Below are 23,480 nucleotides of genomic sequence, written 5' to 3'. Positions count from 1 at the left end.
TCACAGGCATGGATTCTGAAGCCAGCTGTGGTGGCATACTGATAAAAGCGTTGGTTGACCTCGATTTCACGGTACTGCTCTTTGATGACCACCAGCTTGGTCTGGTCATAAACACATTCTTCGGTGACTCCACCGAAATAGCGGAAGGCTTCATCATGCAGCTGAATGAAGGTCTGGGTATCCAGTGGCCGGAAGGCTAACCCCACATACATCTGACGCGAGTAAGAGAGTACGAAGACAACAAAGTAAAGCGTGACCTCCTGATCACCCACCCGAACCCCACGCAGCTCGCCAGGATCAACCTGACACTGAACACCGGGTACATCATCAATGATGGGCTCAAAGTAGCGCACCTGAGCGATCGACACCTCTTGTCGCAACTGTTGGATATAGCGTCGCAAGCTGCGATCCGACGCTGGAATGGAACCATACTTGGTGCGCAGTTTACGGGCCACCTTAACCGCACTGAGTTCAGGAAACTCGCCCAGCAGATACACCAGATAGCTGCGGTACTCATCCAGCTTTTTAGTACGGCAAGGATCGGACTGCTGCGCCTGAATAACCTCTTCGGATAAGCGCAGGTATTTACGTACGGTATTGCGAGAGATTGATAGCTGTTTGCTGATGGCTCGGACCGAAAGTCCCTGGCCGCTATCGTGCAATGCTTTGATTTTATGAATCACAACCCACTCCTTCAAAACCCTTCCCCTTGTTCGTCATCATGAGGGGAAGGTACTGATTTCGGTGGCCAAAGCCACCCTGAGGGTGGGTCAAAATTAATGGCCAGAGGTGGGTCAGTTTAGTTGGCCATTAACACTCTGACCCATCAGCCAATCATGATCGCCGTTATGCACCTTAAGCGCAATCACGGAATAATACCGTACCCATGAACAAAAAATCCCCTCGCAAACCTTGGCAGATTCACGAGGGGATTCTTCAATACGAACTAATTGCCCGATTGTCAGCCGGAGCTGTTCATATCAGGCATCATGCCGTGCATGACGCTGAGGACGGCTCGGCTTGTTGCTGCGTGGAGCTGCTGCAGTCGCCGGCTTGCTTCGACCGACACCATTGCGTCCCGCACCCTGGCGCGGGTTGCCATTGCCGCCACGCCCCCTGCCATTACCGGCAGGCTTGGCAGCAGGCATCATACGCTCTTCAGGGCCCGGCTCGAATCCTGGCAGCACTTCAAGCTCGTAGCGCTTGTTGATCAGTTTTTCGATCGCCTTGAACTGCGGCTTCTCTTCATGACAGACCAGTGATATGGCTCTGCCGGAGCTGCCTGCACGTCCGGTACGGCCGATACGGTGAACGTAGTCGGCTGGTACGTGGGGCAGTTCGAAGTTAACCACGTGTGGCAGTTCGCTGATATCGATGCCGCGGGCTGCGATATCGGTCGCAACCAACACGCGTAGCTCGCCATCCTTGAACTGCTTCAGTGCGCGGGTTCTCGCGCCCTGACTCTTGTCACCATGGATAGCCATCGCCGGCAGACCATCCTGCTCCAGCTGTTTAGCCAGACGGTTGGAGCCGTGCTTGGTGCGAGTGAAGACCAGCACCTGCTGCCAGTTATTGTTGCCGATCAGGTAGCTGAGCAGATCACGCTTACGCCCCTTGTCGACACCATAGAACGCCTGCTCAACAGTATCAGCAGTGGCGTTGCGCACGGCAGTTTCGATCATCGCCGGGTTATTCAGCAGATCCTGCGACAGCGCCTTGATCTCTTCCGAGAAGGTCGCTGAGAAGAGCAGGTTCTGACGCTTTTTCGGCAACATCGCCAGAATTTTACGAATATCGCGGATAAAGCCCATGTCCAGCATGCGATCCGCTTCGTCCAGCACCAGAATCTCGATGCGTGACAGATCCAGAGCGCGCTGCGAAACCAGATCCAGCAATCGACCGGGCGTTGCCACCACGATATCGACTTTGCGACCCAGCGCTTTCATCTGCGGGTTGATGTTGACACCACCAAACACCGCCAGGGTGCGAAAAGGGGTGTGTCTGGCATATTCGCGCAGGTTATCTTCAACCTGAGCGGCCAGTTCACGTGTGGGTGTCAGCACCAGTGCGCGCACAGGTGCACGACCATTGGTATGGGGTTTTGCGTCGGTTTCACCCAGACGCTGCAACATGGGCAGGCCAAAGCCTGCGGTTTTGCCGGTACCGGTCTGAGCACCAGCGAGCAAATCTCCGCCTTTCAGCACAACAGGAATCGCCTGGCGCTGGATGGGGGTTGGCTCTGTATAACCACATTCGTTAATAGCTTGAACGAGCTGCTCGTTCAGACCGAGGGAAGCAAAAGGCATGTGACTCCGAACATATAATGTCCCAAAGAAGGACGGATGGGAATTAAGGCTGAATACAGTACTTGGGTGGGTAATCAATAAGGTACGATTAAGGGTACTACATTGGGTTACTACACTACATGGAAAGCGTACTACATAAAGTCGAGCACATAGTAACACAACTGCCCGCCAAACCTGTATAATAATGCTCCTTTTACATCAAGTATGTTGCAACATACGACGCCAACCACCATCTATGGGTCCTTTCCTTGATTTCCACCGCTAATATCACCATGCAGTTCGGGGCCAAGCCCCTGTTTGAAAACGTCTCTGTCAAGTTTGGTAACGGCAACCGTTACGGTTTGATCGGTGCCAACGGCTGTGGCAAGTCCACCTTCATGAAAATTCTGGGAGGCGACCTTGATCCCAGCTCCGGACATGTGATGCTGAATGAGCACACGCGTCTGGGTAAGCTGCGTCAGGATCAGTTCGCCTACGAGAACGTCAGCGTTATCGATACAGTCATCATGGGCCATGAGGAGCTGTGGCGCGTCAAGGCTGAGCGTGACCGTATCTACTCGCTACCCGACATGACCGAAGAAGATGGCATGGCAGTAGCAGAGCTCGAAGTCGAATTCTCCGAGATGGATGGCTATACGGCTGAGTCCCGCGCCGGTGAACTGCTGCTGGGCCTGGAAATTCCGATAGAACAGCATAACGAGCCGATGAGTGTTCTGGCCCCCGGCTGGAAACTGCGTGTTCTGCTCGCTCAGGCACTGTTTTCCGACCCTGATGTGCTGCTTCTGGATGAGCCGACCAACCATCTGGATATCAACACTATCCGCTGGCTGGAAGAGATTCTGACGTCGCGCAGCAGCACCATGATCATCATTTCGCATGACCGCCACTTTCTGAACAAGGTCTGCACCCATATGGCGGATCTGGATTATGGCGAACTGCGCCTGTTCCCAGGCAGCTATGATGAATACATGACCGCTGCAACTCAGGCCAGAGAGCGCCTGATGTCGGACAACGCCAAGAAAAAAGCACAGATAGCCGAACTGCAGACCTTTGTCAGCCGCTTCTCGGCCAACGCCTCTAAAGCCAAGCAGGCGACATCGCGTGCGCGCCAGATTGACAAGATCCAGCTCGACGAGGTGAAACCTTCAAGCCGTGTCAGCCCCTTTATTCGCTTTGAGCAGCAGAAAAAACTGCACAAGCAGGCCGTCACCCTGAAGGATCTATCCAAGAGTTTTGATGGCGTCACGCTGTTCAAGAACTTCAACCTGCAGGTGGAGGCAGGCGAGCGTGTTGCAATCATCGGCCCTAACGGGATAGGTAAAACCACCCTGCTGCAGTGCATGAGTGGTCATCTGACGCCCGACAGCGGCGAGGTAAAATGGACCGACAGTGCCGAGGTTGGTTATTTTGCTCAGGACCACACTCAGGATTTTGCCGAAGAAGCCACACTGTTTGAGTGGATGTCACGCTGGACCAGCGGTGGCGAGCAGGCGATCCGTGGTGCGTTGGGCCGCATGCTCTTCTCCGGTGATGAGATAGGCAAGTCCGTAAAGGTGATCTCGGGTGGTGAGCAGGGCCGTATGCTGTTCGGCAAGCTGACACTGATCAAACCAAACGTGATGCTGATGGATGAGCCGACCAACCACTTGGATATGGAGTCGATCGAGGCGCTGAACCTGGCACTGGAGAACTACCCCGGCACACTGATTTTCGTCAGCCACGACCGTGAGTTTGTATCATCACTGGCCACGCGCATTGTTGAACTCAGCGCCAATGGCATCACCGACTTCAGCGGCACCTACGACGACTATCTGCGTAGCCAGGGCATCGTCTGATAGGCGCCTGATTAAACGTAGATAAAGACCACCATGAGTCAATACAATAAGCACAACATGTGAATGAATGGCCCATCATAGCTAGCTGTGATGGGTCATTTCATTGTTACTTGGCATGTAGTCATGCATTTTTTAAAAACAGATATGCTGAATAAGGCTGGCATCAAACCAGTATAGGCTTAACAGCCTCAAGCCTCACCTTTAGCTTCTCAGCTTCAACCTTATGCATACGCCCTAATGTATTGACCCTACCCATTGCACTATTGAACGTTGAAATATACGTCTCAGAGCTTGAGTCGCTATCAAATATAATCTCGCACTCATGCACAGCTGCCCGTATTTGATTCCTTTTATATTTTGGCATCGTGGCTTGCTGTCTATTTACATTTACCCCATGAACCTCTTGCTGCGCACTTCGAGGCATTATTTTGTGCTTTCTTCTATTGGGCTTTGCCCCGACACTGCGAAACATAGCGTAGATACTATTTATAATATCAGACTTTTCTTTGTTATTAAGAATTCTTTTAGATGACACAGTAATATCATCTACATACCTTGTATATACCAACCCTTTCATCTTGAGCCGTTTTACTAGCTGCGCCTCTCTACTCCAAAGAACCAAGTTGCATAGATAACTGCTAGTTTTTGAACCCTGAACAACAAAACCATCAAGCGTGACGAGTTCAGCCAAAAAATCAGAAACCTCGTTAGAGAAACCAAATACGCCAACCCATACTTCATGAATGACTTTTTTCGAGATGCATGGAAAAAAATTCGTTATATCTTCGCTAATCAAAACCTTTGATCTAACATGCTTATTCGCATCAGTTAAGTAATCTCTTTTTTTGATGCTACCCTGAAGATATTCAGGATACTCAACCCTTCTAAGGAACACTTCACATATTTTACCATGAACCAACTTAAGCGGAGCCCTGACATCATAAGTAATCCGATGAGATCCGTCAGGCTTCACTATATCTCTAGTTTGAAAAAAAAGTTCATTAGAGCGAGCTTTAAGATCATACAGCTCCAGTAATTTTACCCCTAGAGCTAAAGAAAGCTTTTCCAGGTCACCGATAGGAGCAAAAGGATATCTAGGTTGATTCAACTTTTTGCTCCATCAATGAAAGAGCAGTATGTGACAGCTTTTCGGCTAATTCATTACTAATCCCTTCTCGATCACAAGCATCTGAAGCTAAAAACATAAAAATACTTGTTGGAATATCCATAGCCTTACAAATTTGATTTATCGTTGAAAGGTTAGGGTCTCTTTTTCCTTGTTCTAACAAAGTTAGATATGAAATAGAAACATCCGCTGCTTCTGCAAGTTTAGTTTTAGTCATTCCCTTTTGATTTCTACAAAGAGTCAATGCTCTCCCAATATTCATCGTTTCACCTCACAAGAAAAGAAGTGACCTGCTGTAAACATCGCAACACTTATAGCTTTGACAATGCTGTTAATAGTTTCTCTACAGCAGGGACCAATAGCAAACACTTACCCAGTACATTTAGTAGCTGGTTAGGTGACATTTCAGCCCCATACTCTTCAAGATCCGCTATAACCTTGTCAAGCTTCGCTTGTTCACTGCTGTCCATATCATCATGCATCTCCGATCGAATCATTTTAAGCGACTCAATGGATTTCTCTAAAAGACGGTGACTATTATTCATAATCTAAAACCTCTTTGTCATTCAGTGCAACATTGCACCAGTCGACAAAACAATACTGAACTGAATAGAAATGCTATGGACAGCACAGGCCACTCATTCTTGGAGCAACTTTAGTTGCTCCTCCAGTCGATTTATGCACTATTAACCACTACCTCTACGCTTGGCGGCATTGATGAGGGTTATTGAACGCTTACTGGATAGCTGATTGCCAAAGACAATCGACTCTAATGAGTCACAATCATGTTCAGATTAAGGTCATATCTTTTAAAGAGCATCAGGATGGTACATCCTGTATATTTACAATAATAACGAATTTCACACATAAAGCAAGTATTTTTTGACTGATAGTCAAAAAAGATCTCATGGAGAATGGTTGATTGGAAATTGATGACGAGCGCAAGTAGAGTCCCAACAAGGTCGTCTTCCTATGTCATTTATTATCAATAACCATCGGCAGCCTGTATCGCCCATAGATGCGCACCGACCAGCGCTCGCCAGGGTGAATAATCCGCGAGCCAGCGCTGAGTTTCCTGCTGGGTGAGCTTTTCATCCCGACCCAACAAAGCCTGAAGATTGCGCCTTACTGCCACATCCCCATGCAAAGAGCCATCCAGCCAGCCAAAACCACGCATCAGGGCATAACTGACGGTCCAGGGGCCGATCCCTTTCACGGCATTCAGGTGTTCACTGACCTTTTCAGCATCCAGATCCTCCACCCACTGATCCAGTTGCAACTCCTCACCCACCACTGCTTCACTGAGAGTTTTGATCGTCTGCGCCTTGGTTCGGGACAGACCTGCCTGCAGCAGCGCCTGATCCGGGATACCGAGAATGGCCTGCGCATCCGGGTAACACAATAGCCCACCTGTGTGGCGGATATTGGCTGTCTGGATCAGCTTGCGTCTGATCGAGACGGCCGCACTGACGCTGATCTGCTGCCCGATAATCGCCCAGGTCAGCGCCTCAAAGGGGGTGGATGTCATCGCCACACGCAAACCTGGGCGACGCCGGATCAGCGGCCCCAGCAATGGGTGAGCGGCATACTGCGCTTCAAACTGTTCGACCGGCTGTGTCAGACCCAGCATGCGCCTGGCCATGCATTCAAACTGCACCCGGCTATCGGGCGGCAGAGTGTCATTATACGGATGAGCTTCCAGATCAACCTCCAGGGTTACCTCTGCCCTGCTAGGCTCGAAAGCGATCTTCAGACAGGCAGGATGACCACGCCAGCGCAAACCTTTACATAGCTCAGAGTCATCAACTCGCTCCGCCACTTCCTGAGTGTCTCTCTGATGAAAAGCCAGTATATCCTGCTGCCGATAATCAGGCGGCAACCCGAAGCTGCAGTGCAAACTGGTAGAAGCCCGCTTCGCTAGACGTCTTTGCTGATCGTTCATGGCATCGGCTCCTTTCATCTGCCACCTCCGGCGATCAATACTACACCAATGAACGACTGCTCTCACCTTTCAGCTCTTACCCGATATTTCTGGCCTACTCCAACGGAATTCTGTCCTTATTGTGCGCCAGCCACTGCTGAAAGCTCTGCAGCTCGGGGTTTAGCTTCCGTGAGCGTTCGATATCGCGGGCTGATACAAACAACTCATTGAAGTCACGCTTGAACTGGAACATATTGCCCAGATCATCCGCCCCGGGGAAGCCGAAGCTGCGATAGACTTCAGGGGGCACATCATTGTATCTGACAGGCTCACCCAGCGCCTGAGTCAGCGCTTCAGCCATCTCGGCACCGGTCAGATGACCACCGGCAATGCCGATCATTTTTCCGATATTGGAAGTACCCTCTCGAAATACACCATACGCACATTTACCGATATCTTCGGATGCGATACCCGGCAGCTTGCGATCCCCCATAGGCAAGGTGATCTCCAATACTCCATCGGTACCGCGCTTGGGCCCCATGCCGAAGTAGATCAGATTATCCCAGTAGAAGGAGGTCAGCAAAAAGGAGGTTGGTATCCCCTGCTCAATAAACAGTATATTGGCCTCACCCTTGGCATCGAAGTGAGGCACTTTATACTTATCCATCAGGGTCGGCATGCGATCATCCTCGAGCGGTACCCAGCGTCGTGTATCCTCCAGCGTTGACCAGACCACATGCTGCAGATTGGCCGCCTTGGCCGCAGCAGCCATGTTTGCAGCCTGACTCAGCTCCTTGTCCGGCGAGAAGTGCTCCCAGAAATTGGTCATGCAGTAAGCACCATATGCCCCGGAGAACGCCTTACGGACACTGACAGGGTCATCCAGATCCGCCTCAACAACCTCTGCCCCCATCTCGGCCAGATCAATCGCACTGCCAGACTTTATATCGCGTGTCAGCGCACGGACCTGAAACTCACTTCCGATATCATGCAGAATGGCCCGGGCAAGCCCGCCACCCTGAGCACCTGTGGCCCCGACCACAGCAATGATTTTTCTGTTCGGCATGCTGAGCACTCCCTTTATGTTAGAACCCTGGGTGATACCTAACATCCGCTCAGGCAGCACTCATCAGCCTTAGTATAGATCCTTTGCAAAAAAAATGAATGTTTATGGGGCGTTACGCCCCTTCTGTAGCCATCAGCCTGCTATCGTCAGCTTTCTCTGAGTGCAAGACTTCAGGCTGTTGTGCCAGCAACCCCTCAACCAGCCGATCAATTTTATTTTCAGCCTCACGTATGGATGTTGCCAACACCTCACCACCTATCTCCTGCCCCTCTATCGCCACCTGGTGCAGCTCGGTGATACCGATAAAACCAAGAGCGGTCCTGATACTCGGCTCCAGATGATTCATGTGCGCCAGCTCTCCACCCGGCTCAAACCCGACGCCACCACGAGATGAGAGTACGATTGCCCGACGCCCTGTCATCAAAGGGATATAGTGCTCCTGCGTATTGGAGGGATCGAAATCGAAGGTTCTACCGACACGCACGATGTTATCGATCCAGGCCTTGAAGGCAGACGGCACATTGAAGTTATACATGGGCACTCCCAGCACCAGGATATCCGCACTGACCAGCTCATCAACCAGGCGGTCGCTCTCAGTCAACACCTCGTTCATCCACTCCTCTCGGCGCTCTTCGGATGTAAATGCAGCATGTATCCACTCACCGCTGACCGGATCAGGGGGCGTCTCCCCCAGATCACGATAAATCACCTGATCTTCAGGCCTGGCTGCACGCCAGCGCGAAATGAAGTGATGGGTCAGACGACGGGTTAATGAGCCATGCTCATGTGTACCGGCACGGCCAGGGCGTGCACTGGCATCCAGATATAACAGACGGGCCATTTTTACATCTCCTTTAACTGAGTTAATCTCACCTGTCAGTTGACAGATCATGAAATTAAGCCAGATACTATATGGCACGACAAACGACGATTCTTTTCACTTACAGCAAAATAAAATTCATCCATGAGCCCACGCAGACTGCCCTCACTCTCCGCCTTGCGAGCGTTTGAAGCCGCCGCACGGCACCTGAGCGCCAAACAGGCGGCTGCAGAGCTGTCGGTGTCGCCAACTGCGATCAGCCATCAGATCAGACAACTGGAGGAGTCTCTTGGCCTGTCACTGTTTGTGCGCAAGCCCCGTCAACTGGTGCTGACACCCCAAGGGCGTCGACTGCTGCATGTGCTGAGTGAGTCGCTTGATGCCATAGCCGACACCATCACACAACTGCGTGAACCGCCAGAGCGCCTGGCCATCACCCTGTCGACGACACCGGCTGTCGCCGTTCGCTGGTTACTGCCCTGGGTATGTCTGCTGCGGGATGCTCATCCAAAACTGGATCTGAGCATCCACACCTCACACGAAAATGCCACGTTGGATGGGGTAATGGCGGATATGGCGATACGCTATGGCGATGGTAACTGGCCTGGCATGGTGTCGGAAAAGCTGTTTGTGAATATGTTCGCCCCGGTCTGCAGCCCATTCCTCGGGCTGACAGAGCCTGAGCAATTACCCCGGCACACCCTGCTGCACTTTGAGCCCTGCAAGGCGATACCCTCTCCGGTTGACTGGTACAGCTGGCAACATCAGGCACAGGTGCCTGGACTGGATGTCGGCACCGGATTGATCTTTTCTGATGAAACCCACGCTATCTCGGCAGCACTGGATGGTCAGGGCATTGCGTTGATGAGTACCGAGCTGATAAAGGATGAGTTACGCTCTGGGCGCCTGGTCTGCCCGTTCGGGCCGGAGCTGATGGGCAAGCCATTCTTCCTGACCTATCCACAGAGTCGTGCCCATGAACCTGCCATCATCGCCATACATGAGTGGGTGACTGGACTTCGTGAGAAATACGGTACAAACGCACAGGCCGGTTATGAAACACATGAACCGAATAATCCTTGAACCCAGCCTTCTCGGATACTCTGATAGATGCACTATTTTCTGGCTCAATAATCGCAATCACTGATGCAAGGGAGTGTTGAGTAAAGACATATTCAAGAGCCGCCCTGACCGCTTCAGTCGCCAGCCCCCGGTTCCAGGATTTTCTGGCCAGTCGATAGCCGAGATTCATCTCCTCTATACCATCAACTATCTCGGGACCCACACCACAAAAACCGATCAACTCACTCGTGCTCTTCTCGATCAATGCCCATGGCCCAACACCATGTGTTGAGTAGGACTCCAGGCACCAGTGGATAAAGTTTCTGGTAGTTTCCTCGTCACAAACGCCACGAACCGAATACTTCATAACCTCGGGATCACTCAGAATCTCAGTGAGGTCATGGAGATCCTGATGAGATAAATGGCGTCCGATCAATCTTTCTGTTTCAAATAGTTGCACTGACTCCTCCCTGTGTATAAATATCCATCTGATGACAATATCAGGACTCTGGAGCTCACGTTGATCATCCACAATCAATCCAGTTATTACAACCAAATCAGGATTATATGAAGGAGAAGTCACACCGATCAGCAGTTTGATTTTCAGTGACAGGCGTGACATGCCCTTCTCCTCTGTAAAACAGGCAGATGGTGGATCAGAAGTACCTGGTCAGTGACAGCACCAGGACATCGTCAAAGTTGGGCTCATCCTTAACATTGCTGCTGATGTAGTGCAGCCCAAGGTTGAGACCGAACTGCTCGGTGCTGGCACCAAAGCGCCAGTCACGATAGGAGGCATCATCATCCGGATCTGTGTAACCGAGTGAGGCATCCAGTGTCAGGTTGTCGAGTAACGGGTAGGCGATATCAAGGTTGTAGTAGTTGCTCTTGAAGTCGATATCCCGGTAATAGGTCAGGCTCAGGAACTCCCATGAGACACCCAGATAGAGTTCAGTGGAGTCGGTGTCCTTACGCGGCTGTGATCCGGGAAATATGTAGTGTGCCACGCCAATATCATATCCCAGCATACCCAGCTCACCGGCAAAGCCGGCATACAGATCCAGCTCCACGCCATCACTGCCTTCGGCTATGGCACTGGCAGACACGCTGGAGCCCCAGATACCTGCATAGAGACCGCTTTCATGTTCAAGATCAAAACCACCCTGCAGCGCCGGGCGGCCATTCGAGTAGCTGTAACCACGCGACACATAGTCAGATACCAAGCTGACATTGGCCGACAGTTCCAGAGCCTCTGCCGTGGCCGCCGGTGCCACGACAACAAAGGGTACACTCAGCAGCATCGCTGCCGTGATCCGCTTGACTGGTTGCATCTTGTTTTCCTTATATTTGCTGAACATTGAAATTGAGGAAGGGTTATAACGGCACCATCCTCCACCAGCGGATCTGAACGGAAAATAGTGCCGATTCAACGCTCAGATTGAGCAAATTCAAACTGATGCCACTGACACTGGCACAGGTTTGGCTTATGCTGACAGAGTCAGAAGCAATTCAATAAAACTGATCATAATAAGAAACAGGCTACAACCATGAAGTACAGACTGGGACAGATGGGCGACTATGAGATCAAGCTGCTCAGAATTTTTGCGACAGTGGTGGAGTGTGGGGGCTTTTCAGCAGCCGAGAGTGAGCTGAATATCAGCCGATCCACCATCAGCGTTCATATCGCTAATCTTGAAGCGCGTCTTAATCTGAAACTCTGCCTGCGGGGGCGCAGCGGTTTTTCGCTGACGGAAGAAGGCGCCACCATCTATCAGTCACTGCAGCAGATGTTTGAGAACCTTGAGGTGTTCCGGGCCACCGTCAATAATCTCAATGCACGGCTGTCGGGGGATCTGCGGCTGGTTTTTTCCGATACTGTGAGTATGGACAGCCGCCTGGACCTGCCGGGCCTGATTCGTGAACTGCACGGACTGGCACCTGACGTATATGTAGTAGCCAATGTCTCCTCCATGTCGGAGATCGAGCGGATGATATTCAACGAAGAAGCCGAGATAGGCTTCATTCCGTCACACCGCGAGATGGAGGGTCTGGAGTATCACCCGCTATATACTGATATCTGCCATCTCTATTGCCATAACAGCCACCCCCTGTTCAAAGAGCCGGACAGATCGATCACGGATGAGCGTCTGTGGCAATATGATCTGGTTCAGGGGGGAATCAAACAGCATGAGAAAGCAGCCGATCAGATCGCGGGCATGAACATCCGTGCCACCGCCTATCATTATGAAGCACGTTTGCCGCTGATTCTGTCTGGGCAGTATCTGGGATTTCTGCCTGAGTGCTATGCAGCACCCTATGTTGACTCCGGCGAGATCCGGGCACTGGTACCCACACGCAAACAGTTCACCCTTGGTCTGTCGGCCATCACCAAGTCGAGTTCGCGTGTAAACAAGGCAAGGGATCTGTTTCTGTCACTATTACAACAGCGTTTCGGCACTACGCAGTAAGCTGCGTCTCAGAAAAGTTTGATGGTGCGCTATCTGAGCGTTGAAACTGATCGATTGTTACGTCCCGATGGCTGCGGCAAGATAGGGCCATAACAGTTTCTTCTTCCTGTTATGCCCTTCATGTGGCGCTTTATCTCCTTTATCAGCGTGACTTTTGTCTGCACCCTTTGCTGATAGCCCTTAGCCGGAAAGCACCATCAGCTTTCCGGTATTTTTTTCAAACACACAGATTTTAAGACAGCTCAATCGCCAGCCAGCCAGCGCGTTATCTCGGCCGCACTGACCTCCCTGCAGCCCTGTGTATTCTGCCCTGCCCACAAGGGTGAGAAATCACCACTGTTACGGCTTTCGGCTTTGGCCCTCAGGGGAGCTATGGCCGAGGTAGCCAGAGGGAAAGCCGGCGCCAACTGATTGATCGGTCCCAGCTCCTGCATGATGCGGTTGACGATGCCTCGTGCCGGTCGACCGGTAAAGAGATTGGTAATTGCCGTATGCCGTGCCTGGACACTTTTCAACGCCTGCCGGTGCACGGCTGAGGTTGTCGCCTCATGACAGAGCAGATATGCAGTACCCACCTGCACGGCATCAGCACCCAACGCCAGCGCTGCCCTGACCCCTTCGGGAGTCGCAATGCCCCCTGCGGCTATCACCGGCACTCGCAACGCCTGTTTGAGTTGAGGCAGCAGTGCAAAGGTTCCCACCTGTGTTGTCAGATCGTCGTTCAGAAACATGCCACGATGCCCGCCCGCCTCCACTCCTTGTGCAATGACGGCATCCACACCCTGCTCCTCCAGCCACAGGGCCTCCTCCAGCGTCGTCGCGCTGGAAAAAATCCGGCTGCCCCAACTGCGCACGCGCGCCAGAAGATCAGCAGAGGGCAGACCAAAGTGAAAACTGACTACAGCGGGTCGAAAAGCTGCGAGGGTGTCGGCAGCTTCATCACTGAAAGGCAACCTTCCCGGCCCTGACGGAATCGCATCAGCATCCTGACCCAGCTCCTGATAATAGGGCAGCAGAAGTTCTCGCCACTGGGCATCCGCCGCCGGATCGGGCACAGGCGAGCGATGACAGAAGAAATTGACATTGAAGGGCTTGTCAGTGGCTGAGCGCAGCTTGCTCAACTCGATATGCAGCGCCTCGGATGACAGCATCGCACAGGGCAATGAACCCAGCCCCCCAGCGTTGGAAACAGCAATCGCCAGCGCACTGTCCTGAACACCGGCCATGGGGGCCTGAATAATCGGAAACGCCAGATTTAACATTCTCTGCACGGCGGCCATTTGGCTCTCCTCAACTGATCAGCTCGCTTTTTAATTATATTTTATTCTACACGGATGATCCTGAGCTTATATATGTTACGTATGATAATGTGATGATAAACATTACAAGACTACTGACTAACGCCCTGAGAGGTTGATATCGTGAAACACCTGAGCTTCATGACCCGAATGCTGTTAACGACCAACCTTTTCGGGTTGTCTATTCTGCTGATCAGCCTGGGCTATTTGCACTGGCAAGGCATTGAGCAATCGGGGGTGCTGCTGACTGTCACGATGCTGTCCCTGCTGGTGGTGAACAGTATTGTCATGGCATCGCTGATCAGCAGTCGACTGAATCAGCCGATTCAGCGCAACATTTCACAGCTTGAGAAGATGGAGCAACATCTGAATCTGCGTCTTGACCACGACCGTGACGATGAGCTGGGCGCTCTGTTCAAGGCTGTGAACCGACATGCCGACACCCAGCAGCAGATCATTCAGGAGGTGATCACCACCTCTGATGATCTCAGCGTAGCGGTCGAGCAACTGATCAGTAACGGTAGCCAGAGCACGGAGCTGGCACGATCGCAGCAGTCCGAAACCGATACCGTGGCCTCAGCCAGCGCTGAGATGGCTGCCTCGTCAAACGAGATGGCCGGTCATGCGCAGTCGACACTTGAGGCGGCGGCGGAAGCCAGCCATCAGACAGATACCGGCCTGAAGGTGGTTACTCAAACCATCTCCTCCATCAGTGGCCTGGCCCAGCGTATGGAAGGACTGCAATCCAGCGTGAAACGTCTCGATGATGGCAGCCAGAATATCGGCAAGGTGATAGATACCATTGCAGGCATAGCCGATCAGACCAACCTGCTGGCCCTGAATGCCGCAATTGAAGCAGCCCGTGCCGGCGAGCATGGCCGAGGTTTTGCCGTCGTCGCGGACGAGGTGCGCCAACTGGCATCCAACACACAACAGGCTACTCAGGAGATCCATCGCATCATCTCTGAGCTGCAGGCTTCATCGCGCACAGTCACCACAGAGATCGAACAGGGTAGCGCCCAGGCCCTGAACTGTGTCGAGCAGTCCAACATTGCAGGTGAAGCACTGCAGAAAATCAGCCGCAGCGTCATGTCAGTCAATGATATGGGGCAGCAGATCGCAACTGCGGCAAGAGAGCAGAGTCAGGTTACGGAAGAGGTCAGCCGGAGCATGACACGAATCAACTCCATGGCTGAAGAAAATACTCAGGCGATGAGTCTTAACCAGGAGGTCAGCTCTGCCCTGTCACAGCGTGCACGGCAGCTTGAGCAGTTGATATCCCGCTTCAGAACCGGCATGTCGAACCGCAGCAGCGCGCTGGAGTTCGGTAAGCAGGATATCGACAGTCTGTCAGCCAGCGAACTGGATAAGCTGGCCTATGGGGCGATTGAGCTGGATCGCTACGGCAAGATACGTCGCTATAACTCTGCTGAAGGCGATATCACCGGACGTAACCCTCGTGAAGTTATCGGTAAGGATTTCTTCAAGGATGTAGCCCCCTGCACTAATACTCCGGAGTTCAAAGGCACCTTTGATCGGGGCGTGAAAAGCGGCAATCTCAATACCAGCTTTGAATATATCTTCGACTACAAGATGAAACCCACCAAAGTGAAGGTGCAGATGAAAAAAGCGCTCGGTGGTGATTCCTACTGGATACTGGTCAAACGGGTAGGCTGAATATGTGGTGGAGGGACAGGAAGCAGTTGCGCCGCTTTACGCTGGATCTGGTCATGCATCGACTGACGATACAGCGACCCGGCATCACCCTGCCCTCCCCTGCGAACGCCTTACTGGCTCAGCGCTGGCGAGACGCACCCTTGAACCTGGACTCACTGGAACTGGTCGAGTCTGCCACTCTTTTTGCTCAGGCACTGCATATCACCGAGACAGGGCTGGAGGATCTGCTGCTGGCACAACCCTCACTCAACGGCTGGGTGGATATCGCCTGCGACAGCCTTGAGCAGTACCACGACCATATCAGCTTTTTCAGTTCAGGCAGCACAGGAGAACCTGCTCGACATAAACAGCCCCTGACGCATCTGCTGAGGGAGGCCTCTTTTCTCAGAGAGTGCCTGCAGCGTCAGACTGCCCCTGATCAACAAGCAAGAGTCTGGAGTCTGGTCCCGGCACATCATATCTATGGCTTTATTTTCACGGTACTGCTGCCGGATCTGCTCGGACCTGATACAGAGGTGATTGATGCTCGCACACGCCTGCTGACATCGATTGAACGCAATCTGAAGCCTGGTGATATTCTCGTGGCGGTGCCTGAGTTCTGGCAGCGCTGGGTCAGTACCGGGATGCGTCTGCCGCCCGGCTGCAAGGCAGTTACCGCAGCTGGCCCCAGTAACAGTGATACCCTCAGGCAGCTGATAAACCAGGGGGCGGAACTGCTCGAGATCTATGGTTCTTCCGAAACGGCAGGGCTCGGCTATAGACGCTCGCCCGAATCACCTCTGACACTGATGCCCCACTGGACGATAGAGGGTGACACAGCCGTATCAGACTGCCTCAGAGCAGACCTGCCTGATCGGCTGGAATGGTCAGACGCGAGGCACTTTGTGGTAGCAGGCAGGAAGGATAAGGCGGTTCAGATAGCAGGCGTTAATGTCTATCCCGACCGGATCGCAGGGCTGATCAGCACGCATGAGGCAGTGGCAGAAGCGGCTGTTCGCCTGCAGGGTCAGCGCCTCAAGGCTTTTGTTGTGCCTGAAAAAGACCTGCCAGACAGCGACTTCGCCAGCCTGGAGCATAGCCTCAGGCGCTGGCTGTCCACTCAACTGCCGGCAGGGCAGATTCCCGGTCACTTTGCATTTGGTGACAGCCTGCCACGTAACTCGATGAACAAGCTGTCTGACTGGTTGATCGAATAAGCGTAACAGGCCTCAGCAGCGCTGATAGAGTGACTGACCTGCCGACCAGACCTGATCAATCTGCCAGTTTTCGGGGTCGATCAGCACCATATCCGCATCACCGCCCTCAACAATCACCCCCTTACCTGCAAGCCCGAGAGCTTTGGCAGGGTTTCGAGTGATACATCCCAGTGCCACTTCCGGTGCCACCTGATAATCACGAATAGCGGCCACCATAGAGTTGAACTGGCTGATCAGGCGCCCCGGTGTGACTCCTATGCAATCCCCCTGCTCATTAAACAGCGGAAGACTGGCATTGGCATCCGAACTGAAGGTCAGGCGATCCGCCGCGACACCTGCTTCCAAGGCCAGCGCCAATGCTTTTTCAGCCGGAATATCCCCCTCGGCGATCAATTCGGGAGTCGAGCTGGTAGTGAAATCGATATAGCCACCATCACGCACAAACGCAAAGCCCGTCTGCAACAGATCAAGGTTACGGTTCATATGGGTCGGCACAAAGTAGCTCAGGTGAAAATCCGACTCAGCCACAGCCTGCCTGATCACATCCAGTTGATCACTGCCCGCACCGATATGACAGAAAACCACTCCCTTTTTACCGGCCAACAAGGCGCCGAGACGGGTTTCAGCGGCCAGATTGATCAATTGCCTGGGTGTGATGTAAGAGCCACGATTGTCCGCCAGCGCCACCTCACCTACCCCTATGATCTCGGGAATATAAAGAAGGTCGGTCTGTACCGAGCCGGTCAGTGTTGTGGCCGGATAGTGGTAGGAGCCGGAGTAAAACCAGGTGTTCAGGCCATGGCTCGCCAGTTCGCGCGCCTTGCCCAGCAGATTGGCCAGGCTGCGTGTGATGGAGTCTGTTCCCAGCGCACCGATCATGGAGGTGACGCCTGAACGAACCGCCTCCTGCGGGTCCAGCTCCATCGTGCGGTTATGATAGCCACCTTCGCCACCACCACCGCAGAAGTGCACCAAGCCATCGACAAATCCAGGGGTCAGCCAGCGCCCGGAAGCATCTATCACCGGCACCGATGACCAGGCAGACAGATCATCCTGATCGCGCAGGATTTTCCAGATCCGGTTACCGGCCAGCAGAAGGTGGCAAATGCCCTTGTCGTCGGGCGCAAAGAGTCGTGCATGTTTTATCAGGGTCAGCATGATGATCTCGTTCTTATTCTTTGAGTTTTCTATTTCTGGGTACTGTCTATTTCTGGATACAGTCAATTTCTGACTACTGTCTATTGGGTTCTGACGGGTGGGCGCCGGACGCCCTGAGCAATAGCAATACCCGACAGAATCATGATCAAGGCAATAATCTTGTTCAGACCTGCCGGCTCGTTCAGCAACAGAACACCAGCCGCAAAGGCTATCACAGGAATGATGTAGTTGATAATGGCCAGAAAACCGGGACCGCGTCGGGCAATGATCAGGAAGAACACCCAGGTTGCCAGCCCCGTCGAGAAAACTCCCAGCGCCGTAACCGCCAGCCCCGCCTGAAGCGTGACTTCCAACTCCCAGGGACGATCCAGCAACAGCGCAACCGGCAACACCATGATACTGCCCATCAGCAGAGTACCTGCACCAGCCACCACCACGTTGATACGCGGCAACCGCTTGGCGTAGATGCTGTTGATCGCATAGCAACTGGTCGCCAGCAGTATCGCCATCTGTGCAATGATCGTCGCGCCTCCCAGCCCCGACAGCGCCTCACCGCCCACCAGCACCACCACTCCCAGAAAACCCAGTATGAATCCAATCACCCGATGCAAGGTCATGCGCTCCCCTGCAACCAGAAAATGCGCCAGCAGCATGGTCGTGATCGGCATCAATGCCATCAGAATACCGGCAAGGCTGCTGGTAACCTGTGTCTGCCCCCAGGAGATCAGCGTGAAGGGCATCAGATTGCCGATCAATGCGAGGATCGTAAAATACCCCCACCAGCGTTTATCTTCAGGGAAGCTGAGCCCCTGCAGGCGCATGATTGCCAGCAGCACGAGGGCACCGATGATCACCCGAATGCTTACCAGCGTCACCGGTGGTATGGAGTCCAGCGTCAGGGCAATCAGCAGGAAGGAGGCGCCCCAGCCTAACGACAGATAGGCGATCAGCGACCAGTCTATGATTCTGGGGTGCACGGTTTATCCTCAGGGTGTCGGATCGTCAGACCAGTTCCGTCTCATTGAACCGCTTCAGCACCCGGTACAGGCGATGTGGGTCATCGGCACCTGCCAGCTCCCGAATCGAGTGCATGGCAAACTGTGGAATACCGATATCCACGGTTCTGATACCTGTTTCGGCGGCTGTCAGCGGCCCGATAGTGCTGCCGCAGGCCATATCCGTGCGCACAACAAAGCTTTGCACCGGAATCTGCTCCTGCTGTGCCATATCACGAAAACGTGCGCTGGTTTCGCTGTTGCTGGCATAGCGCTGATTGGCGTTGATCTTGATGACGGGACCACCATTGAGCAACGGGCCATGATTATCGTCGTGGCGATCCGAGAAATTGGGGTGGATACCATGGGCGTTATCGGCTGAGATCATCAGCGAACGCGCCTGAACCTGATAGGCATTGGCCTGCTGTGGCGTCACACGCTGCAGCCACTGAGTCAGCATCGGCCCCTGCGCACCACAGGCGCTGACACTGCCGACTTCCTCATGGTCATTGCAGATCAACACCTGCCCAGGCCCTGTCGGAGAATCGATCAGCGCCTGCAAACCAATAAAGCAGCTCAAAAGGTTATCCAGTCTGGCAGAAGCGAGAAGTTCCTGGTTCAGACCGATCAGTGATGCACCCTGACAGTCATACAGACTGATCTCAAAATCCAGCACATCGGCCACATCATCATAACCCTCATGCAGCAGCCGTCCTTTCAACAGGTTGCGAAAATCCAGCTTGCCGTCCGACTGCCCCAGTATCGGCGGAAGATAGGTCTGTGCATTGATTGATCGGGTGTTATTGGCTTCTCGATCAAGATGAATAGCCAGACTTGGAATAGTTGCCACTGCATCCTTGAAATCCACAAGACCATTTTTCAATGATCCATCAAGTGCCCGATAGCTGACACGACCGGCCATCGACAGATCACGATCAAACCAGGGGTTGAGCAGCACGCCACCATATACCTCTACCCCCAGCTGCAGATAACCTTTACGATACATTTCAGGCTGGGGTTTCACCTTCAGGCAGGGCGAATCCGTGTGCGCTCCCACCATGCGCCAACCTGCCTCAACCCCGAACGCCTGAGTCGGTTCTCGCCAGGCAAGGATGGATGAGCCATTGCGCAATGTGAAGTAAGTTCCGCCAGGGCTTGTATTCCACACCTCCTCCTCTGCCAGTTCGGTAAAGCCTGCATGGCGCAAGGTCTCGCGCATGACTGCAACAGCATGAAAAGGGGTTGGCGATGTATCCAGGAAGCTGATCAGCGCCTGGTTGAATTGATCTTTGTGCACAGGGTGTGTCTCCTGCTATAAATCGGACATCTCGTAACAACTTTTCGAGATGTCTGTCCTGTGTGGTTCTTTAATTTGTTTATCAGCTTATAGCTTTAGTGAATGATACCCAAGGTAAATTTTACAACCCAGCGGCCGATAACTACACTGGCAGCTCTGATGCAACGGAACTTGCGTATAAAACTGCATGTCATAGCCCTTGATGGAAGAATCAGGAAAATATCTCACATGGCAATACACAATTTGAAATCGGTGTTTCTGAGCCTGGTCTTCACCTGCCTGCTGCTGACACAGACCACAGCTCTGGCCAGACTGGCCCCGGAACCTGTTCATGAACAGGCACTGCTGAACGTCATTGCAGCCCTGCAGCAGAATCACTACACCGGCATGCAGCTTGATGAAGCTCTGGCATCCAATGCTCTGGATCGCTATTTGCAGGATCTTGACCCTACTCGCAGTTATTTTTATGCCGAGGATATCAAAAAGTTCGAATCCTTTCGCAACACACTGATCCAGGAGCTATACAGTGGAGACGCCACAACGGGCTTCACTATCTATAACCGCTTCAAAGAGCGCAATCTTGAGCGTCTGGACTACCTGCTGGCAATGCTTAACGATGAAAACCATACCTTTGATTTTGAAGAGGATGCCGTATTTGAATCGGACCGCAGCGAGGCCGAATGGATCAGCAGCGAAGCGCAGATGAACGACCTCTGGAGCAAACGCCTCAAGAGCTCTATTCTCAGCCTAAAACTGGCTGATCGCAGCCTTGAAGAATCGCGTGAAGTATTGATCAAACGTTACCAGAATCAACGCAATCGAGTTGAGCAGATCAACAGTGAAGATGTGTTCGAGCGCTATATCAATGCCCTTGCCCATGTCTTTGATCCGCACAGCCAGTACCTGTCACCCCGCAGCCAGGAAAACTTCCAGATCAATATGAGCCTGTCTCTGGAAGGTATCGGTGCGGTCCTGCAGAGCGAAGATGAGTATGTGAAGATTGTGCGCCTTGTCCCGGCCGGTCCGGCAGACAAGACAGGCCAGCTACGCGCTGCTGACACCATCGTCGGAGTCGGACAGGGTGAAGAGGGCCCCATTGAAGATGTTGTGGGCCAGCGCCTGGATGATGTCGTGAAGCTGATCCGTGGCCCTCGCGGTACCAAGGTACGTCTTGAAGTGATTCCCGCCGATGCCGTGGATCGCTCTCAGCGCCGCCAAGTCACCATCGTACGTGAGCAGGTCAAGCTTGAGGAACAGTCAGCGCAGAAGCGCGTACTGGAAATCACTCGTGACAACCAGCCCTATCGTATCGGCGTGATCGAAATCCCGGCTTTCTACATCGACTTTGCCGCAATGCAATCAGGCGACCCCAACTACAAGAGCACTACCCGTGATGTCGAAAAACTGATCACCGAACTCAAGCAGGAAGGAATTGATGGGCTGATAGTGGATCTGCGCAACAATGGTGGCGGCTCTCTGCGTGAAGCCAACGAGCTGACCGGGCTTTTCATATCCCGCGGCCCGACTGTGCAGATCAGAGACGCAAGCGGTCGTGTGGATATACTGGGCGACTTCGACCCCAAAATAGCCTGGAGCGGGCCTCTTGCCGTTATCGTCAATCGCCTGAGCGCGTCAGCCTCCGAGATTTTTGCAGGTGCCATTCAGGATTATGACCGTGGACTGGTGCTGGGTAGCCGTACCTTCGGCAAAGGCACGGTTCAAACCCTGCTCCCGCTGGATCATGGCCAGCTGAAACTGACCCACGCCAAGTTTTATCGCATATCCGGCGACAGCACCCAGAACAAGGGCGTGGAGCCCAGCATCAGCTTCCCGACCCTCTATGATGAAAAAGAGATAGGCGAAAGTGCACTGGAAGGCGCGCTGCCCTGGGATCAGGTGCATCCTGTGCGCTATGGCCGCTTTCCAAGCCTCAGCATGATGATTGAAGAGCTGACGACTCGTCACCTGAGACGTACAGGCGAAGACCCCGACTTCATGTTCATGCACGAGCAGGTATCGCGGATGAAAGAGATGAGGAACCAGACAGATATTCCGTTGAATATGGTGGCCTTGCGAAGTCAACGCGAAGAAGCTGAAGAGTGGCAACTGGAAACCGAAAACAGGCGTCGTCTTGCCAAGGGTGAAGAGGCCGTCGAAACCCTTGCAGAACTTGAACTCCTGCTGCCGAAAGACAATCAGGGAAGAACCATCAACCCAGAAACTGAGTCCATCCTGAACGAAAGTGCACAGGTGCTGGTGGACTACATTGATCTGACACTGCGCCAGACAGTGGCAAACGAAAACAAGGTGGCAAACGGTAACTGATATGCAGATAAGTGCCAAAAAACTTATTCTGATCATCGGCCTGCTGGTGCTGGTGCTGGCGGTTGGTGTAGCTGGTTTTTTCGTAGCTCAGATGGTGGCTGGACAGCAGGGCGTTAACAGAGAGCGCCTGGAACAGTTCGGCATTCACTTCGCTACTGATAATCCAAATGAAGTCACCGTAGGAATCATGGGGCAGACGCAACTGCCCCCCACTTTTGCCGAAGAAAAACTCTCACCCGGCGAGCGTGTGATCCGCAGCCTGGTCCAGGAGCGAGAAAATCTTCTGGCAGAAAAACAGACGCTGCACCGACATATCGAAACCCTGGAAGAGCGGATCCGTTCACTGGAAGCGGATCGTGAATTCTACAGCCACTTCATCCCCGAAACCTTCGGTGAGGAGCTCAACAGAGTTGAGAATTTCCTGAATGAGTTTCTCAACAACCGCGTGGAAGCCGAACGATTCGGTAGTTTGAGAAAGCAGGTGATGGCGGCTGCCGGGCGCATGGAATACAAGAGATTTGTTGAAGAAAACCGACTGATTCTGGAAAGGCCGCAACGCGAACATATTGTTCACGAATATCTGACAGGCTTCATTTTCTGTGTCGGCGATGCGATACAACTGGCTGCCAACTCCATTCAGGAGGAGCGCGAAATTCTCGCCTACTTCCACCACCCTGAAGAAGCCGTTCTTTCTGAAGCCCTCAGGGGGGATCTGGATACGGTTCTGACACCCTGCCAACTGAATGTCAGACAGCAGTTGCAAGCATCCCTCTGAGCAGCCCTCTGTTTTTCTGATTTAAGTCTGTCATCCCTTACGTATATTCTGTATAATTTGTCATCTTTTTTGCAGCTCCGTCATCCTACAACGCCAGCGCGATGGCCATGGCTGCAACCTGCGATAACCGACCCTGCATGGCTGGCACTGCAGGC

20 protein-coding genes are annotated in these 23,480 nt (G+C 52.9%); 7 read left to right on the top strand and 13 right to left on the bottom strand.

Going from position 1 to position 23,480, the window contains the following annotated elements; genetic code table 11:
• On the bottom strand, nucleotides 1–683 hold a 683-nt coding region (istA, locus tag F7R27_RS05625; RefSeq protein WP_206060391.1), incomplete at its 3' end, for an IS21 family transposase.
• A gap of 297 nt (nucleotides 684–980) precedes the next feature.
• Nucleotides 981–2,306: a DEAD/DEAH box helicase gene (locus F7R27_RS05620; RefSeq protein WP_151703220.1), complete on the bottom strand. Its 1,326-nt coding sequence runs from the start codon at nucleotides 2,304–2,306 to the stop codon at nucleotides 981–983.
• A gap of 248 nt (nucleotides 2,307–2,554) precedes the next feature.
• Here F7R27_RS05620 and F7R27_RS05615 point away from each other — a divergent pair, with 248 nt between their 5' ends.
• Nucleotides 2,555–4,141 carry an ABC-F family ATPase gene (locus tag F7R27_RS05615; RefSeq protein WP_151703219.1) on the top strand — a complete coding sequence of 529 codons (1,587 nt, stop codon included), beginning with the start codon at nucleotides 2,555–2,557 and terminating at the stop codon, nucleotides 4,139–4,141.
• 163 nt (nucleotides 4,142–4,304) lie between these two features.
• Here the strand turns inward: F7R27_RS05615 and F7R27_RS05610 are convergent, their stop codons facing one another.
• The 5 genes from F7R27_RS05610 to F7R27_RS05590 all read right to left on the bottom strand — a co-directional run bounded on the left by F7R27_RS05610 (nucleotide 4,305) and on the right by F7R27_RS05590 (nucleotide 9,095).
• Nucleotides 4,305–5,249 carry a reverse transcriptase family protein gene (locus F7R27_RS05610; RefSeq protein WP_151703218.1) on the bottom strand — a complete coding sequence of 315 codons (945 nt, stop codon included), beginning with the start codon at nucleotides 5,247–5,249 and terminating at the stop codon, nucleotides 4,305–4,307.
• A complete protein-coding gene (locus tag F7R27_RS05605) occupies nucleotides 5,236–5,529 on the bottom strand; it encodes a helix-turn-helix domain-containing protein (RefSeq protein WP_151703217.1) in 294 nt (97 codons plus the stop codon). The genes F7R27_RS05610 and F7R27_RS05605 overlap by 14 nt, the downstream gene beginning before the upstream one ends.
• Nucleotides 5,530–6,252: 723 nt before the next feature.
• Entirely contained in the window at nucleotides 6,253–7,209 is a 957-nt protein-coding gene (locus F7R27_RS05600) for a DNA-3-methyladenine glycosylase family protein (RefSeq protein WP_151703216.1), read from the bottom strand.
• 94 nt (nucleotides 7,210–7,303) lie between these two features.
• Nucleotides 7,304–8,254: an NmrA/HSCARG family protein gene (locus F7R27_RS05595; protein ID WP_151703215.1), complete on the bottom strand. Its 951-nt coding sequence runs from the start codon at nucleotides 8,252–8,254 to the stop codon at nucleotides 7,304–7,306.
• Between the two features lie 112 nt (nucleotides 8,255–8,366).
• On the bottom strand, nucleotides 8,367–9,095 hold the full coding sequence (locus F7R27_RS05590; RefSeq protein WP_151703214.1) for an FMN-dependent NADH-azoreductase: 729 nt from the start codon (nucleotides 9,093–9,095) through the stop codon (nucleotides 8,367–8,369).
• A gap of 123 nt (nucleotides 9,096–9,218) precedes the next feature.
• Between F7R27_RS05590 and F7R27_RS05585 the strand changes: the two genes are divergently transcribed.
• Nucleotides 9,219–10,157, top strand: coding sequence for a LysR substrate-binding domain-containing protein (locus F7R27_RS05585; RefSeq protein ID WP_151703213.1), 939 nt, complete (start codon nucleotides 9,219–9,221; stop codon nucleotides 10,155–10,157).
• On the opposite strand, the gene F7R27_RS05580 is transcribed toward F7R27_RS05585, so the two are convergent.
• A complete protein-coding gene (locus F7R27_RS05580; RefSeq protein ID WP_151703212.1) occupies nucleotides 10,063–10,596 on the bottom strand; it encodes a GNAT family N-acetyltransferase in 534 nt (177 codons plus the stop codon). The two genes, F7R27_RS05585 and F7R27_RS05580, sit on opposite strands and share 95 nt — an antisense overlap.
• Before the next feature lie 196 nt (nucleotides 10,597–10,792).
• A complete protein-coding gene (locus F7R27_RS05575; protein WP_168927434.1) occupies nucleotides 10,793–11,467 on the bottom strand; it encodes a TorF family putative porin in 675 nt (224 codons plus the stop codon).
• Between the two features lie 216 nt (nucleotides 11,468–11,683).
• Between F7R27_RS05575 and F7R27_RS05570 the strand changes: the two genes are divergently transcribed.
• Nucleotides 11,684–12,604: a LysR family transcriptional regulator gene (locus F7R27_RS05570; protein WP_151703210.1), complete on the top strand. Its 921-nt coding sequence runs from the start codon at nucleotides 11,684–11,686 to the stop codon at nucleotides 12,602–12,604.
• 242 nt (nucleotides 12,605–12,846) lie between these two features.
• On the opposite strand, the gene F7R27_RS05565 is transcribed toward F7R27_RS05570, so the two are convergent.
• Nucleotides 12,847–13,884: an NAD(P)H-dependent flavin oxidoreductase gene (locus tag F7R27_RS05565; protein WP_151703209.1), complete on the bottom strand. Its 1,038-nt coding sequence runs from the start codon at nucleotides 13,882–13,884 to the stop codon at nucleotides 12,847–12,849.
• Between the two features lie 141 nt (nucleotides 13,885–14,025).
• Between F7R27_RS05565 and pyp the strand changes: the two genes are divergently transcribed.
• Together pyp and F7R27_RS05555 are read left to right on the top strand one after the other, a co-directional pair.
• A complete protein-coding gene (pyp, locus tag F7R27_RS05560; protein WP_151703208.1) occupies nucleotides 14,026–15,579 on the top strand; it encodes a photoactive yellow protein in 1,554 nt (517 codons plus the stop codon).
• Between the two features lie 2 nt (nucleotides 15,580–15,581).
• Nucleotides 15,582–16,775 (top strand): AMP-binding protein, encoded by a 1,194-nt coding sequence (locus F7R27_RS05555; RefSeq protein ID WP_151703207.1) that lies wholly within the window; start codon nucleotides 15,582–15,584, stop codon nucleotides 16,773–16,775.
• 12 nt (nucleotides 16,776–16,787) lie between these two features.
• Here F7R27_RS05555 and iadA read toward each other — a convergent pair whose 3' ends face one another.
• The 3 genes from iadA to F7R27_RS05540 form a co-directional block, all read right to left on the bottom strand.
• Nucleotides 16,788–17,933: a beta-aspartyl-peptidase gene (gene iadA / locus F7R27_RS05550; RefSeq protein WP_151703206.1), complete on the bottom strand. Its 1,146-nt coding sequence runs from the start codon at nucleotides 17,931–17,933 to the stop codon at nucleotides 16,788–16,790.
• A gap of 80 nt (nucleotides 17,934–18,013) precedes the next feature.
• A complete protein-coding gene (locus F7R27_RS05545) occupies nucleotides 18,014–18,910 on the bottom strand; it encodes a DMT family transporter (RefSeq protein ID WP_151703205.1) in 897 nt (298 codons plus the stop codon).
• Between the two features lie 25 nt (nucleotides 18,911–18,935).
• Nucleotides 18,936–20,225, bottom strand: coding sequence for a M18 family aminopeptidase (locus F7R27_RS05540; RefSeq protein ID WP_151703204.1), 1,290 nt, complete (start codon nucleotides 20,223–20,225; stop codon nucleotides 18,936–18,938).
• Nucleotides 20,226–20,453: 228 nt separating this feature from the next.
• Here F7R27_RS05540 and F7R27_RS05535 point away from each other — a divergent pair, with 228 nt between their 5' ends.
• The gene (locus F7R27_RS05535) at nucleotides 20,454–22,550 is read left to right on the top strand and encodes a carboxy terminal-processing peptidase (protein WP_151703203.1); all 2,097 of its coding nucleotides are present in this window, start codon (nucleotides 20,454–20,456) and stop codon (nucleotides 22,548–22,550) included.
• A 1-nt stretch (nucleotide 22,551) separates the two neighbouring features.
• The gene (locus F7R27_RS05530) at nucleotides 22,552–23,325 is read left to right on the top strand and encodes a class II glutamine amidotransferase domain-containing protein (RefSeq protein WP_151703202.1); all 774 of its coding nucleotides are present in this window, start codon (nucleotides 22,552–22,554) and stop codon (nucleotides 23,323–23,325) included.
• Nucleotides 23,326–23,480 lie beyond the last annotated feature (155 nt).

Source organism: Nitrincola alkalilacustris, assembly GCF_008973755.1.
GTDB classification, from domain to species: domain Bacteria; phylum Pseudomonadota; class Gammaproteobacteria; order Pseudomonadales; family Balneatricaceae; genus Nitrincola; species Nitrincola alkalilacustris.
This window is presented reverse-complemented; position numbering and strand designations above follow the sequence as displayed.